Source organism: Sphingomonas aracearum, from assembly GCF_003345355.1.
Classification (GTDB): Bacteria; Pseudomonadota; Alphaproteobacteria; order Sphingomonadales; family Sphingomonadaceae; genus Sphingomonas; species Sphingomonas aracearum.
In genome coordinates, this window is the sequence record NZ_QQNB01000003.1 from 409,135 (window position 1) to 423,714 (window position 14,580).

The following is a 14,580-nucleotide window of genomic DNA, read 5'->3' on the forward strand; positions in this document are numbered from 1 at the left end:
CAGCAGCAGGAGGTCCGGCGCCCGGCGGCGCGCCTCCGTCGCGGACTGGCCGGCGCAGACGCCCAGCGCCGTTGCCGGCGGGCTTGCCGCCGTCACCTGTGCGCCGGCCCGGCGCTGTTCCATCACCGCGAACACGCCGCCGGCCGGCACCAGGCCGTCCACCGTCGGGCGCTCGCCCGTCAGGCACGGAAACACGATCGCGAGGAAGCGCCCGGATGGACCGTCGTGCCGGTGGCCGGCGGGAGAGGAAGACTCGGACATGGCGATGGGTTCTTGCTATGTTCGCGTTTCCGCTGCCGAACAAGCGAAGTCAAGCGACCGAGGAGCGCCGAACCCCGCAATCTCCTGCGCACAAGCCAGGCGCGACGCTATTCTTCCTCCGGGTACGCCGCCGATCGCTGTGTGGAGGGTGATCCAACAGCGCTGTTGCCGTTTTCCGAAGTGGCGGTATGGTCCCGCCCACCACGACGGCGGCATCGGGACGCAAGCATGACGATCAAGCGCAAGGCGGCGATTGCCGGAGTGTTCGAGCATCCCACCCGGCTTGCCCCCGACAAGTCCACGCCGCAGCTCCATGCCGAATGCGCCGCCGGCGCCCTGGCGGATGCGGGGCTGAGCAAGGACGACGTGGACGGCTATTTCTGCGCCGGCGATGCGCCCGGCTTCGGCCCGCTCTCCATGGTCGATTACATGGGGCTGCGCCCGCGCCACGTCGATTCGACGGAGACGGGCGGCTCGTCCTACATCCTCCACGTCGCCCATGCGGCGGAGGCGATCGCGCTGGGCAAGTGCCGGGTGGCGCTCATCACGCTGGCCGGGCGGCCGCGATCGGAGGCGATGAACCGTTCTCTCGGCCATGCGCCGGAGGCGGGGTTCGACGGCTGGGTCGGCGTCACCAACCACAACAGCTACGGCATGGTCGCCGCGCGGCACATGCACGAGTTCGGCACCACCTCCGAACAGCTCGCCTGGATCAAGGTCGCCGCCTCCACCCATGCGCAACATAACGAGCATGCGATGCTGCGCGACGTGGTGAGCATGGAGGACGTGCTGTCCTCACCGATGATTTCCGATCCGCTGCACCGGCTGGACTGCTGCGTGGTGTCGGACGGGGGCGGCGCGATCATCGTGGCCGCGCCGGAAGTGGCGCGCGAGCTGGGTCGCCCGATCGTCAACGTGCTGGGCGCGGGCGAGGCGCCGAAGGGGCAGGCAGGCGGCAAGGTGGACCTGACGTATAGCGGCGCGGCGTGGTCCGGCCCGGCCGCCTTTGCCGAGGCGGGCGTGACGCCGCAGGACATGAAATACGCCTCGATCTACGACAGCTTCACCATCACCGTGCTGATGCAGCTGGAGGATCTGGGCTTTTGCAGGAAGGGCGAGGGCGGGCGCTTCGTGGCCGACGGCAACCTCATCTCCGGCGTGGGCAAGCTGCCGTTCAACACCGATGGCGGCGGGCTGTGCAACAACCACCCGATGCATCGCGGCGGCATCACCAAGGTGATCGAGGCGGTGCGCCAGCTGCGCGGGGAAGCGCATCCCAAGGTGCAGGTGCCGAATTGCGACCTTGCCGTGGCGACCGGGATCGGCGGGTCGCTGGGCGTGCGGCACGGCGCCGCCACCCTCGTGATGGAGCGTGTGTGATGACCGGACCTGCCAACGACACCCGCACGCTTGCCCCGCCGGCGGTGAACCCGGAAACGCAGGCCTTCTGGGATGCCGCGGCCGAAGGACGGTTGCTGCTGAAGCATTGCCTGGCCTGCGGAGAGACGCATTATTATCCGCGCAGCCTGTGCCCGTTCTGCTTTTCGGATCGCACCGAATGGCGGGAAGCGGCAGGCACCGGCGAGATCTACACGGTGTCGGTGATGCGGCGCGGGGCGGGGGCGCCGTATGCGGTGGCCTATGTCACGCTGGACGAGGGGCCGCGCATGCTGACCAACCTGCGCGGCGACCTCGACGCGTTCCGCATCGGCGACCGGGTGCGCGTGTCGTTCGAGGCGACGGACGGCGGGCCGACGGTGCCGATGTTCAGGGCTGCGGGGTAAGCGCCTCCGCCTCTGCCTGCGCCGCGTAGCGCCGGGCGAGGATCGTGCACACGAACAATTGCGCCTGGTGGTAGAGCATCACCGGCAGCATGATGAGGCCGAGGCTCGGGCTCTGGCCGAACAGGATCGCGGCCATCGGCGCGCCGTTGGCGAGGCTCTTCTTGGAGCCGCAGAAGACGGCTGCGACCTCGTCCGGCAGGGAGAAGCCGAGCAGGCGCGCGGCGAGCCGGGTGAGCGCCAGCACGACGAACAGCAAGGCGAGCACCGTGACCAGCACGCCGGCGAGGACCAGCGGATCGGTGCGCGTCCAGACGCCGGCGGCGGTCGATTCGCTGAACGCACCGAATACGATCAGCAGGATGACCAGGCGGTCGATGCGGCTCGTCCACGCCTTGTTGCGGGTGATGAACCCGCCGATCCACGCCCGCGCGACCTGCCCGAGCACGAACGGCAGCAGCAGCGTGCGCGCGATGTCCAGCATGGCGGGCAGCAGCGCCATGTGCCCGTGCGCATCGGCGACCAGCGCGACGAGGGCAGGCGTCACCACCATGCCGATCAGCCCGGACAAGGTCGCATCGAAGATCGCGCCCGCCACGTTGCCGCGCCCCAGAGCGGTCATCGCGACCGACGAGGAGATGGTGGAGGGCAGCGCGCAGAGGTAGAAGATGCCGGTGCGCACCTCGAAGCTGGCGACCGGCTCGGCCAGGCGGAACAGCAGAAAGCCGATTGCGGGAAAGAGCACGAACGTGCTGCCATGGACGAGCAGGTGCAGCCGCCAGTTCGCCGCGCCCGCCTTCAGCGCCGCCGGGGCCAGCGCGGCGCCATGAAGGAAGAACACGAAGCCGATGCCGATCGCGGTGACGAGGCCGAGGTGCAGCGGGCCGTTCGCCGTGCCGAGCTGGGGGAAAAGGAGCGCCAGCGCCACCGCGCCCAGCATGCCCAGGAGAAAGCCGTCGATCTTCATGCCCCGCGGAGTAGGCGCAGAGCGCGGAGAAGGGAACCGGCCGCCCATTCCCCCGTGCCGGGGCTACTGCGCGGCGGGGCGAGGCACTCGCGGACAGGGGATCGGGTGAACCCCCGAACAGGTCCGGGGTGACGGGGAGACCTTCGACAGAGGTTGCACTCGGCCGCTCGCCGTCCGAGATGGGGGCGATGGATAGCCAGACCCTGCTCGACCCGCTTGCCCTGCCGGCCTTTTCCCAGATCACGCCCGAGTCGATCGGGCCGGCGATCGACCTTGCCATCGCCGATCACGAAGCCGCCGTCGCCGCGGTGGTGCGGGACCGTCCGACCGACTTTGCGGGCGCCTGGCTGCCGCTGGAGCGGGCGGAGAACGCACTGGACGCGCTGTGGTCTGCGGTGTCGCATCTCCACGGCGTTGCCGACACGCCCGAGCTGCGCGCCGCCCATGCCGAGGCGCAGGAGAAGCTGGTCGCCAATTCGATCCGCGTGGCGCAGAACCGCGACCTGTACGAGGTCCTGACCGCCCTTTCGGCGACGCCTGCCTTTGCCGAGCTGCCGCTCGCCGACCGGGTGGCGGTGGAGCATGCGATCCGCGACTTCACCCTGTCCGGCGTGGCGCTGGAACCGGCGGCGCGCGAGCGTTTCGCGCAAGTGTCCACCGAGTTGTCGGCGCTCGCGACCGAGTTCGCCAGCGCGGTGCTGGACGCGACGGACGGCTGGTCCGAGCATGTCACCGACACAGGCGTGCTTGCCGGCCTGTCCGACGCGGATCTCGCGATGATGGCCGATGCGGCTGCGGCGAAGGGCCTGGAGGGCTGGCTGGTCACGTTGCAGGCGCCCAGCGTGCAGGCGGTGCTGACCTTTGCCGAGAACCGGAGCTTGCGCGCGCGGGTCTATGCCGCGTTCGGCACGCGCGCCTCCGATCAGGGGCCGGATGCGGGCAAGTTCGACAATAGCGACCGGATCGCGCGCATCCTCTCGCTGCGGCAGGAAGCGGCGGGGCTGCTGGGCTTTGCCGATCCGGTGGAGCGGTCGCTGGCGACGAAGATGGCGCCCAATGCCGGCGAAGTGCTCGCCTTCCTGCGCGATCTTGCCGCACGGGCCAAGCCGGCGGCGGAGCGCGACCTGGCCGACCTGCGCGCCTTTGCGGCGGACGAGCTGGGCATCGCCGACCTTCAGCCCTGGGATGTGGGGTTCGCTGCCAACCGCCTGCGCGAGGCGCGCCATGCGCTGGACGAGCAGGAAATCCGCGCGCATTTCCCGGTCGAGCGGGTGATCGAGGGCTGGCAGGCGCTGTTGAAGCGGCTGTTCGGCATCCGGCTGGAGCGGCGCGAGGACGTCGACCTCTACCATCCGGACGCGGCCTATTACGACGTGTCGGACGAGGAAGGGCAGGTGATCGCCGGCCTGTTTCTCGATCTGCATGCCCGCGCCGGCAAGCGCGGGGGGGCGTGGATGGCGCAGGCGCGCTCGCGGTTGCAGGACGGCAACACGGTGGGCGTGCCGGTGGCGTTCCTTACCTGCAACTTCGCGCCGAAATCGGCCGACACTCCGTCGCTGCTGAGCCACAATGACGTGGTCACGCTGCTGCACGAGACGGGGCATTGCCTCCACCACCTGTTCACCCGCGTGAACCGCCCGAGCATCGCGGGCACCAGCGGCTTCGAATGGGACGCGATCGAGCTGCCGAGCCAGCTGATGGAAGACTTCGCCTGGGACGCGCAAGTGCTGACCGGCATGTCCGGCCACCACCGGACGGGCGCGCCGCTGCCGGCCGACCTGTTCGAGCGGATGCTGGGCGCGCGGCGGTTCCAGTCCGGGCTGTTCCTGGTGCGCCAGATCGAGTTCGCCTTGTTCGACCTGCTGCTGCACCTCGGCACGCTGGGCCATGACCCGATGGAGGTGATCGAGGCGGTGCGCGACGAGGTGTCGGTGATCCGCCCGCCCGAATGGCATCGCTTCCCGCATGCCTTTTCGCACATCTTCGCCGGTGGCTATGCGGCGGGCTATTACAGTTACCTGTGGGCCGAGGTGCTGGCGGCGGACGGCTTCCGCCGCTTCGCCGAGGCGGGGCTGGTCGACCGCGCGACGGGCGACGGCTTCCGCGAGGAAGTGCTGAGCCGCGGCGCGACGCGGCCGGCGGCGGAGAGCTTCCGTGCCTTTCGCGGGCGCGATCCGGACCCGGCGGCGATGCTGGAGCGGCACGGCCTGGCGGACGCGGCGCGATGACCGAGATGGCGAACGAGATCCTGCTGCTCACCACCGGGGGCACGATCGACAAGCTCTATTTCGATGCGCTGAGCGAGTATCGGATCGGCGACAGCGTGGTCGGCCGGCTGCTGGCGACGGCACGGGTGGCGCAGCCGTTCCGCGTGGTCGAGCTGATGCGCAAGGACAGCCTGGAGCTGACCGACGAGGACCGGGCGGCGATCGTGCAGGCGGTGCGCGAGGCGCCGAACGCCCGCATCGTCATCACCCACGGCACCGACACGATGGCCGACACCGCCCGCGCGATCGGCGGCATCGGCGCGGCCGAGAACAAGACGGTGGTGCTGGTCGGCGCGCTGGCGCCGGCGCGCTTCGCCGAAAGCGACGCGCCGTTCAATCTCGGCATGGCGGTCGCCGCGGTGCAGACGGCGGCGCCGGGCGTGTGGATCGCGATGAACGGCACGATCTTTCCCGGCGACAAGGTGCGCAAGAACCGCGCGGCCAACACGTTTGAGGCGGCATGAGCGTCGACCGGGCGTGGCTGAGCGAAGCGGTGCGGCGGATCGAGGCGGACTATAACCGCTCCGCCGACACGCACCTGATCCGGCTGGACCTGCCGCGCTTTCCGGGCATCCCGCTGTACCTGAAGGACGAAAGCTCGCACCCGACCGGCAGCCTGAAGCACCGGCTGGCGCGCTCGCTGTTCCTGTATGCTTTGTGCAACGAATGGATCGGGCCGGACACGGTGGTGATCGAGGCCTCGTCCGGCTCCACCGCGGTGTCCGAGGCCTATTTCGCCCGCATGCTCGGCCTGCGCTTCCTGGCGGTGGTGCCGGCGAGCACGGCCGCGCCCAAGCTCGACGCGATCCGCTTTCATGGCGGCGAGATCCACGCGGTGGACGATCCGCGCGCCGTGTACGACGTGGCGCACCGGCTCGCCGCCGAGACGGGCGGGCATTATCTCGACCAGTTCACCTATGCCGAGCGCGCGACCGACTGGCGCGGCAACAACAACATCGCCGAGTCGATCTTCGCGCAGATGGCGGAGGAGGAGCAGCCGGTGCCCGCCTGGATCGTGTGCGGCGCGGGGACGGGCGGCACGTCGGCGACGATCGGGCGCTTCCTGCGCTATCGCCGCCATGCCACGCAATTGTGCGTCGCCGATCCGGTCGCGTCGGTGTTCCACCGCCATTATGCCGACCGCGCGGTGACGACGCTGGACGAAGGCGACGCGACCTGCATCGAGGGGATCGGCCGCCCGCGCGTGGAGCCGAGCTTCGTGCCCGGCGTGATCGACCGCATGATCGCGGTGGCGGACGGCGAGAGCATCGGCGCGATGCGCGCGCTGTCGGCACGGCTGGGGCGCCATGTGGGCGGCTCGACCGGCACCAACCTGTGGGCCTGCCTGCGGCTCGCCGGCGAGATGCAGGCGGCGGGGGAAACCGGCGGCATCGTCACCCTGTTGTGCGATGGCGGCGACCGGTATGGCTGCACCTATCATTGCGACGACTGGCTGGCCGCACGCGGGATCGCGTGGCAGGCGGCGGCGGAGCGGATGGCGACGCTGCTCGGTTAAGTTTCTGTGCTTGCGGGATCGTCCCCCGGCCTGCATCGTTTGATGTGAATGCATCACCCCCGTAACGATATTCTGCCGCCCCCGCCGGCCGACCTGCTGGAAGGCGCCGCCCTTTTCCTCGATTTCGACGGCACGCTGGTGGAGCTGGCGGAACGGCCCGACGCCGTGGCGGTGAGCGCGGAGCTGCGTGACACGCTGCGGCGGCTGCTCGCCAGGCTGGAGGGCCGTGTGGCGATCATCAGCGGGCGTCCGGCGGCGCAGATCCGCGAGCTGTTCGGGCCGGTCGACTTCGCGATCTCCGGCAGCCACGGGGTGGAGCTGGTCCATGCCGATGGTCGCGTGGTGATGGCCGAGCGCCCGGCCGCGCTGGACGAGATCCTGGCGGAGGCGGACGCCTTTGCCGCCGCGAACCCCGGCGTGCTGATCGAGAACAAGCCGCTGGGTGTGGCGATCCACTACCGCCAGGCACCCGAGGTCGAGCAGGAGGCGATCGCGCTGGCCATGCGGCTGGCCGCGGCGCACCAGGTGGCGTTGCAGCCCGGCAAGATGATGGCGGAGCTGCGCGTCGGCGGCGGCGACAAGGGCAGCGCGCTGCGGGCATTGATGGAGGAGCCGAACATGGCGGGCGCGCGGCCGGTCTTCCTGGGCGACGACGTGACCGACGAGCCCGGCCTCGCCGCGGCCGCGGCCCTGGGCGGCGCGGGCGTGCTGGTCGGCCCGGCGCGCGAGACGGCGGCGCGCTACCGGCTGGACGGCGTGGCGGACGTGCTCGCCTGGCTGGCGGCGGCCGCCGTGCGTGGCGAAGGGGCGGCCGCCGCCGCGGGGGACGAGGCGGCGTGAGCGACCTCGATCTCTGGCCGATCGGCAATTGCCAGGTCAGCACGCTGGTGGACCGGGCCGGGCGGTTCGTCTGGGGCTGCGTGCCGCGGGTGGATGGCGACCCGCTGTTCTCCGCGCTGGTCGGCGGGGAAGCGCCGGACGCCGGCTTCTGGGCGATCGAGCTCGACGGCGCGGTGCTGACCGAGCAGCATTACCTGCGCAACACGCCGATCCTGGTCACCCGCCACACCGATGCGCATGGCAACGCGATCGAGGTGATCGATTTCTGCCCGCGCTTCTTCCGGCTCGGTCGCATGTACCGCCCGGTGGCGTTCGTGCGCATCGTGCGCCCGGTGGCCGGCTCCCCGCGCATCCGCGTGAAGCTCCGGCCGACCTGCGGCTGGGGATCGGGATGCGACGTGCGGGCGGGCGGCTCCAACCACCTGCGCTTTCCCAGCACGCTGATGACGCTCCGGCTCACCACCACCGCGCCGGTGGGGCTGATCGAGCAGGAGCGCACGTTCCGCGTCGAGCGCCCGCTGCACTTCTTCCTCGGCCCCGACGAGAGCTTCTCCACCGAGGTCGGCAGCGCGGTGGAGGAGATGCTGGCCGCGACGACCTATTACTGGCAGAATTGGGTGCGTGGCCTCGCCGTGCCGCTGGAATGGCAGGATGCGGTGATCCGCTCGGCGATCAGCCTGAAGCTGTGCCAGCACGAGGAAACCGGCGCGATCGTCGCGGCGCTCACCACGTCGGTGCCGGAACATGCCGGGTCGCAGCGCAACTGGGACTATCGCTATTGCTGGATCCGCGACGCCTATTACACGGTGCAGGCGCTCAACCGGCTCGGCGCGCTGGACGTGCTGGAAGGCTATCTCGTCTACCTGCGCAACATCGTGGACGAGGCGCAGGGCGGGCATATCCAGCCGCTCTACGGCGTGCTGGGCGAGGCGGAGCTGGAGGAGCGGGTGGCCGAGGCCCTGCCCGGCTATCGCGGGATGGGGCCGGTGCGCGTGGGCAACCAGGCCTATGAACAGGTGCAGCACGACGCCTATGGCCAGATCGTGCTGTCGAGCACGCAGGCCTTTTTCGACGAGCGCCTGTTCCGGATGGGCAGCCTGGCCGATTTCGAGGCGCTGGAGCGCGTCGGCGAGCGCGCCTGGGAACTGCACGACCAGCCGGACGCCGGCCTGTGGGAGCTGCGCACGCGCCAGGCGGTGCACACCTATTCCACCGCCATGTGCTGGGCCGCATGCGACCGGCTGGGGAACATAGCGCAGCGGCTGCAACTGCCCGAGCGCCAGGCCTTCTGGCAGAACCGCGCCGACACGATCCGCGCCACCATCGAGGAGCGCGCGTGGCGGCCGGACACCAACCGGCTGTCCGCGACCTTCTCCGGCGACGATCTCGACGCCAGCCTGATCCAGTTGCTGGACCTGCGCTTCCTGAAGCCGGACGACCCGCGCTTCACCGGCACGCTGGCGGCGGTGGAGCAGGGCCTGCGCCGCGGCTCCACCATGCTGCGCTACGACACGGAGGACGATTTCGGCCTGCCGGAAACCGCGTTCAACGTCTGCACCTTCTGGCTGATCGAGGCGCTGTACCTGACCGGGCGATCGGTTGACGCGCGCGCCCTGTTCGAGGAGATGCTGGTCAAGCGCACCGCCGCCGGCCTGCTCAGCGAGGATATCGATCCGAACACGGGCGAGCTGTGGGGGAACTACCCGCAGACCTACTCGCTGGTCGGCATCATCAACTGCGCGGTGCTTCTCTCCAGGCCGTGGAACGCGATACGATGAGTACGGGACGATGAGCCGACTGGTTGTGATCTCCAACCGTGTGGCCGCGCCCAGCGGCTCGCATTCCGGCGCGCAAGGGGGGCTCGCCGTGGCGCTGCAATCGGCGCTGCGCGAGCATGGCGGCCTGTGGTTCGGCTGGTCGGGCGAGCAGACCGAGACGTTCACCGGCGCGCTGCACGAAACGCAAGTGGACGGGGTTACCTATGCCACGGTCGACCTCGAGGAACAGGACGTCGAGGAATATTACGAGGGCTATGCCAACCGCACCCTCTGGCCGCTGTTTCATTATCGCACCGACATCGCCGAATATGAGCGCAGCTTTGCCGGCGGCTATCAGCGGGTGAACGAGCGGTTCGCGCGCACGGTGGCGCCGCTGATCCGGCCGGGCGATGCGGTGTGGATCCAGGACTATCACCTGTTCCCGCTGGGCGCGGAGCTGCGCAAGCTGGGGGTGGAGAACCGCATCGGCTTCTTCCTGCACATTCCCTGGCCGCCGCGGCGCCTGCTGGCCACGCTGCCGGGGGCAAAGGCGCTGGCGGAGACGATGTTCGCCTATGACCTGGTCGGCTTCCAGGCGGACGAATGGCTGCAGGCGTTCAACGAGTTCGCCCTGGAGGACATGGGCGCGCGGATGGAGGGCGACATGCTGCATGTCGGCCATCGCAGGGTGCAGGCCTGCGTGTTCCCGATCGGCATCGATGCGGCCGAATTCGTGGCGATGACCCAGACGACGCGCGCGCGGCTCACCTATCGCCAGATGCGCGATTCCGCGGTGGGGCGCGACCTCATCATCGGGGTCGACCGGCTCGATTATTCCAAGGGGCTGGAAGAGCGGTTCCAGGGGTACGAGCGCTTTCTGGAAGCGCATCCGGAGGAGCAGAAGGAAGTGTTCCTCCTCCAGATCGCGCCGCCCAGCCGCGGCACGGTGGAAAGCTATCGCCGCATCCGCGCCTCGCTGGAAGGCATGGCGGGCCGCATCAACGGCGCGCATGCCGATTACGACTGGGTGCCGATCCGCTACGTCAACCGCGGTTACCCTCGCGACGTGCTGGCGGGCATGTACCGCGCGGCGAAGATCGGGCTGGTCACGCCGCTGCGCGACGGGATGAACCTGGTCGCCAAGGAATATGTCGCCGCGCAGAACCCGGACGATCCGGGCGTGCTGATCCTGTCGCGCTTCGCCGGGGCGGCGGAGCAGCTGACGGAAGCGGTGCTGATCAACCCGCACAGCGCCGACGAGATGGGCGATGCCATCTACACCGCGCTGCGCATGCCCAGGGACGAGCGCATCCGCCGCTGGCGCGCGCTGATGGACGTGGTGGAGCAGAAGGACGTCGCCTGGTGGAGCCGCGCCTTCACCGACGCGCTGCTGACGGTGGAGGTGGCGGGGTAGGGGCGCCAGAAGACCTAAGCTCAGCGACCTGGCTCCCCGGCGAAGGCCGGGGCCCAGGTGGTAGACGCTCATGGGTGAGCTACAGTCTTCTGTTACTCAGGCCTCCCAACTGGGCCCCGGCCTCCGCCGGGGAGCGCGTGGGCCCTAAGCCGCTCATAAGCACACGCCCTAGATCAACCCGCCCGCCGCCGCCGTGCGCCGCGCACGCCGCCGATCAGGCCGGAGGCGAGCAGCTCCTCCGGCCCGGCATACCCAAGGCCGAGATGCGCCGGGCGCACGGCCACCGTGTCGGCAAAGCTCAGCGCGCCCGAGCGCAGGGCGGCGCGGCTGATGCGCGACCAGCGCCGGGCCGTCTCCCACTTGATGAGGCGGCGGCTGTCGCGGTCCGGCGCGCGGGTGGCGATGAAATCCTGCAAGAGCGCGGAGATCGTGTCGCCCAGCAGCTGCAGCGTGGCGCGGTCCGCGACCGGCTGCCCACGCAGCAGGTGGCGCGCGACCAGGCCGGCGATCATGCCCGCATTGTCGCCGAAGCGGGGCGCATAGGCTTCGGCAAGCACGCGGGCCGCGCTGGCGTTCATCGTGTCGGTGAAGCGCTGCGACGCGCCGGCGCCGTGCCGCCGATAGGTGAGCAGCGGCAGGTCGATCCGCGCGAGCCGGCCGATCCGCGACAGCCGGTGGTAGAGGTCGAAATCCTCCGCGTAGAGGATTTCCGGCCGGGTGAAGGGATGAAGGCTGCGCGCCACCTCGCCGCGCACCATCACCGTGGACCAGGCGAGCGGGTTTTCGATCTGGAGCAGCCATTCGAGCAGCAACGGCGTCGTCACCGGCGGATAGGCGGCCCAGGCGCGGGTGATGCCGTTTTCCAGGATGTTCGCCGCGCTGCCCACCAGCACCACGTCCGGGTGCGCATCGAGAAAGGCGACCTGCCGCGAAAGCCGCTCGGGATGGCACAGGTCGTCCTGGTCGAGCCCGGCGACGTGCCGGCCGCGGGCATGAGCGAGCGCCAGGTTGCGCGTGCGCACCGGGCCGCCGTTCTTCTCCGCATGGAGCACGCGAAAGCGCGGGTCGGTCAGGCCCGCGAGCACCTCGCGCGTGTGGTCCGGCGAGCAATCGTCGACGATCACCGCTTCCCAGTTGGTCAGCGTCTGGCGTTGCAGGCTTTCCAGCGTCTCGCCGATCAGGGCCGCGCCGTTGTAGGTCGGGATCAGCAGGCTGACGTCAGGAGTCGCGGGCGGCTGGCTCACGCGACGGCGCGGGCCTCCCCACCCTGTACTTGGCCGCCCAGGATCTGGTCGACGATCATCAGGCCGACATCGTTCTGCCACAGCCACAGGCCGTTGGCCTGGCCACGGAAGCTCTTCTCGCCGCCGAGATGGCCCCAGGGCACGAAGCCGGCGGCAAGGCCGATGCCGTAGAGGCCGGGCACGGGGGCGCCGCCCGCGTCGAGCACGCGGCAGTGCGGGTCCACCATCGGCCGATCATGGGCGGCGGCGAGATCGAGCGGGGTGCCGTCCGCCTGCGCGACCGACAGGGCATAGGGGCGATAGCCGAGCGCGGCGACCACCAGGTCCGCCTCGCGCACGATGGCGCGGGCCGCCTCGTCCTCCTCGCCGGCGATGCGGTGCGTGGCGACGCGCGGATCGGGGGCGCGGCCGTCCACCTGCAACATGCGCAGCACCAGTTCGCGCGCTTCGAGGCGGAAGCCGCCAAGGCGATAGACGAAGCCGGACACCGGGCAGATGTCGTCGTCGGTGAAGTCGGTGAAGCCTTCCGCCCGCGCCGCCTCGACCGAGTGGTAGAAGGGGCGCAGCGGGCGACGGTGCAGCAGGGTGACGCCGCCGGTGCCGAACGGAATGCCCGGCCGGCTGCGCAGCATCAGCGCCACCGCGGTCAGCGCGCTGGTCGAGCCGCCGATCACCGCCACCTTCGGCGCGCGCCTGCCGGCGAGCAGATCGGCGACCTGCGCCAGTCCGCCGAGCGCCAGCACCTCGTCCGACTGCATCAGCCGGTCGGCGGCGAGATCGCGCAAAGGGGCACCGGCCACTTCCATCGTCGCCAGCCGGTCGAGCGGCTGGTGGCCGCCGGTGGCGATCACCACGTTGCGGGACAGTTGCTCGAAGGTGGTGCCGTCCGCGCGGCGGCGAACGGTGGTGGACCACAGGCCGCCGGGAAGCTGGCGCGTGGCGAGCACCTCATGGCCGGTCAGCACGGTGCCGCCATGATGCGTGACGAGCGTGGCGAGCCGGTCGCCCGTTTCGCGCAGCAGCGGCCCCGCCTCGAACAGCGGCACGCCCAGCGCGCCGCTATGCCTGGCCACGGCGCGGCCGACCGGATGATCGACCAGCGCGGCAAGCTCCGGATGGGCATTGTCCTTCACCGCGCTGAGAAAGGTCTCGGCGGTGCTGTCCGAATTGATCGCATAATGGCCGAGCCGCCCGCCGCCGACCACCTCGTCGCGCTCGATCAGCACGAGCCCTCGCGCGAAGCTGGGCAGGAGCCCGCGCTTGGTGGCGGCGGTGAGGAGCGCGGTGCCCGCCGGGCCGCCGCCCACGATCACCACCTCGGCAACGGCCCCGCGCGGCGGCGCGGCAAGCCGGGCGCGCTCGTCCGCGACGATGCGGTTCATGGCGTCGGAGACGATCGCGGCGTCCGCCGGCGCCATCGCGTCGGTGATCGGCAGGGAGACGATGCGGGCGGCGATCTCGTCGGCGACGGGTGTGGCCGTCAGCATCGCGCGGTCACGGAACAGCGGCTGCTGGCCGAGATGCGGGCTGAAATAGGTGGCGGCGCCGATTCCGTCCTCGGCCAGCGCGGCGAGGATCGCGTCGCGGCGGGGGGCAAGCTCGCGCGGCAGCAGCGCCGGCATGAACTGCATCGCCCGGCGCCGGCCGCTGGTCTTCTGAAGGGTGAGACCATCGAGGTGCGCGGCATAGGCGGCGTCGACCGCCGAGCGGTTGGCGCACACCGCGTCGATCTCGGCGAGCTTGGCGCGGGCCATCAGGGCGGTGACCTCCGGCAGCTTGGCGTTGACGCCCAGCACGCTGGCGCTGCGATGGCCCTGGAAGCCGAAATTGATGCGTCCGCGCAGCGAATCGATCAGCGCCGCATTGCCCGAATGGATCAGGCCGCCTTCCGCCACCGCGAAGGTCTTGGTCGCATGCATCGAATAGACGACGGCGAACGGCGCGTCGGCGCCGAAGCCTTCGCCGTCCGCGTCGGTGGTGCCGAGCGAGGCGGCGGCATCGATCACCACGCCCACGCCGAACTCGCGCGACAGCCAGGCATAGCGATCGAGGTCGATGGCGTTGCCGAACGTGGCATAGGGCACGATCACCGCGACGCGCTCGCCATGTTCGGCGAGCAGCCGCTCCTCCGCCCGGGCGCAGGCGCCCCAATCGTCGCGGTCGATGTCGCAGATGAGCGGCGTCAGCCCGGCCCAGAGCGCCGCCTGGCCGGTGGCGGCAAAGGTGAGCGCGGGCATCAGCGCGAGCTTGCCGCCCGAATGCGGGCCTGCCGCCTCGTGAATGGCGACCATCAGGCCCAGGGTCGCGTTGGAGACGGCCAGGCTGGCGCCCTTGCCGCCGAACAGCCGCTCGGTCGCCTCCGCCTCGAACGCGCGGACTTCGGGGCCGTTGTTGGAAAAGGTGCCCGACGCCTCGATCCGGCGCAGGCCGTCCGTCATGTCGCTCAGGCGCGGCGGTTGCGGGGCGATGAGCGGATAACGAAGCATGCGGAAAGCGCCTGACCGTGGAAACCGGCTGCTTCTGCCCCGCGGGT

General features: G+C 70.5%; 11 protein-coding genes. 8 read left to right on the forward strand and 3 right to left on the reverse strand.

The window, feature by feature from the left end; translation table 11 throughout:
* Positions 1-489 precede the first annotated feature (489 nt).
* Both DVW87_RS15035 and DVW87_RS15040 read left to right on the forward strand, forming a co-directional pair.
* Positions 490-1,641, forward strand: coding sequence for a thiolase domain-containing protein (locus DVW87_RS15035; protein ID WP_114688778.1), 1,152 nt, complete (start codon positions 490-492; stop codon positions 1,639-1,641).
* Positions 1,641-2,045 (forward strand): Zn-ribbon domain-containing OB-fold protein, encoded by a 405-nt coding sequence (locus tag DVW87_RS15040; protein ID WP_114688619.1) that lies wholly within the window; start codon positions 1,641-1,643, stop codon positions 2,043-2,045. The genes DVW87_RS15035 and DVW87_RS15040 overlap by 1 nt, the downstream gene beginning before the upstream one ends.
* Here the strand turns inward: DVW87_RS15040 and DVW87_RS15045 are convergent.
* Complete coding sequence (locus DVW87_RS15045) at positions 2,029-3,009, reverse strand: bile acid:sodium symporter family protein (protein WP_114688620.1); 981 nt, start codon at positions 3,007-3,009, stop codon at positions 2,029-2,031. The genes DVW87_RS15040 and DVW87_RS15045 overlap by 17 nt on opposite strands.
* 188 nt (positions 3,010-3,197) lie before the next feature.
* Here DVW87_RS15045 and DVW87_RS15050 point away from each other — a divergent pair, with 188 nt between their 5' ends.
* The 6 genes from DVW87_RS15050 to DVW87_RS15075 are packed head-to-tail and all read left to right on the forward strand — an operon-like array spanning position 3,198 to position 10,803.
* On the forward strand, positions 3,198-5,237 hold the full coding sequence (locus DVW87_RS15050) for a M3 family metallopeptidase (RefSeq protein ID WP_420822350.1): 2,040 nt from the start codon (positions 3,198-3,200) through the stop codon (positions 5,235-5,237).
* Entirely contained in the window at positions 5,234-5,740 is a 507-nt protein-coding gene (locus DVW87_RS15055; protein WP_114688622.1) for an asparaginase domain-containing protein, read from the forward strand. The genes DVW87_RS15050 and DVW87_RS15055 overlap by 4 nt, the downstream gene beginning before the upstream one ends.
* On the forward strand, positions 5,737-6,792 hold the full coding sequence (locus DVW87_RS15060; RefSeq protein ID WP_114688623.1) for a PLP-dependent cysteine synthase family protein: 1,056 nt from the start codon (positions 5,737-5,739) through the stop codon (positions 6,790-6,792). The genes DVW87_RS15055 and DVW87_RS15060 overlap by 4 nt, the downstream gene beginning before the upstream one ends.
* A gap of 48 nt (positions 6,793-6,840) precedes the next feature.
* Positions 6,841-7,632 (forward strand): trehalose-phosphatase, encoded by a 792-nt coding sequence (gene otsB, locus DVW87_RS15065; protein WP_114688624.1) that lies wholly within the window; start codon positions 6,841-6,843, stop codon positions 7,630-7,632.
* Entirely contained in the window at positions 7,629-9,410 is a 1,782-nt protein-coding gene (locus DVW87_RS15070) for a glycoside hydrolase family 15 protein (RefSeq protein ID WP_114688625.1), read from the forward strand. Before otsB ends, DVW87_RS15070 begins: the two co-directional genes overlap by 4 nt.
* 10 nt (positions 9,411-9,420) lie before the next feature.
* Positions 9,421-10,803 (forward strand): alpha,alpha-trehalose-phosphate synthase (UDP-forming), encoded by a 1,383-nt coding sequence (locus tag DVW87_RS15075; RefSeq protein ID WP_114688626.1) that lies wholly within the window; start codon positions 9,421-9,423, stop codon positions 10,801-10,803.
* Between the two features lie 173 nt (positions 10,804-10,976).
* Here DVW87_RS15075 and DVW87_RS15080 read toward each other — a convergent pair whose 3' ends face one another.
* A complete protein-coding gene (locus DVW87_RS15080) occupies positions 10,977-12,047 on the reverse strand; it encodes a glycosyltransferase family 2 protein (protein ID WP_114688627.1) in 1,071 nt (356 codons plus the stop codon).
* The gene (locus tag DVW87_RS15085) at positions 12,044-14,533 is read right to left on the reverse strand and encodes a DegT/DnrJ/EryC1/StrS family aminotransferase (protein WP_114688628.1); all 2,490 of its coding nucleotides are present in this window, start codon (positions 14,531-14,533) and stop codon (positions 12,044-12,046) included. Before DVW87_RS15085 ends, DVW87_RS15080 begins: the two co-directional genes overlap by 4 nt.
* Between the last annotated feature and the right edge of the window lie 47 nt (positions 14,534-14,580).

Excerpts from the sequence above, each read along its gene's own strand:
- DVW87_RS15060 (WP_114688623.1), top strand. The coding sequence starts at position 5,737 with ATGAGCGTCGACCGGGCGTGGCTGAGCGAAGCGGTGCGGCGGATCGAG.
- DVW87_RS15045 (WP_114688620.1), bottom strand. The coding sequence starts at position 3,009 with ATGAAGATCGACGGCTTTCTCCTGGGCATGCTGGGCGCGGTGGCGCTG.
- DVW87_RS15050 (WP_420822350.1), top strand. The coding sequence starts at position 3,198 with ATGGATAGCCAGACCCTGCTCGACCCGCTTGCCCTGCCGGCCTTTTCC.
- DVW87_RS15055 (WP_114688622.1), top strand. The coding sequence starts at position 5,234 with ATGACCGAGATGGCGAACGAGATCCTGCTGCTCACCACCGGGGGCACG.
- DVW87_RS15035 (WP_114688778.1), top strand. The coding sequence starts at position 490 with ATGACGATCAAGCGCAAGGCGGCGATTGCCGGAGTGTTCGAGCATCCC.
- DVW87_RS15040 (WP_114688619.1), top strand. The coding sequence starts at position 1,641 with ATGACCGGACCTGCCAACGACACCCGCACGCTTGCCCCGCCGGCGGTG.
- otsB (WP_114688624.1), top strand. The coding sequence starts at position 6,841 with ATGCATCACCCCCGTAACGATATTCTGCCGCCCCCGCCGGCCGACCTG.
- DVW87_RS15075 (WP_114688626.1), top strand. The coding sequence starts at position 9,421 with ATGAGCCGACTGGTTGTGATCTCCAACCGTGTGGCCGCGCCCAGCGGC.
- DVW87_RS15085 (WP_114688628.1), bottom strand. The coding sequence starts at position 14,533 with ATGCTTCGTTATCCGCTCATCGCCCCGCAACCGCCGCGCCTGAGCGAC.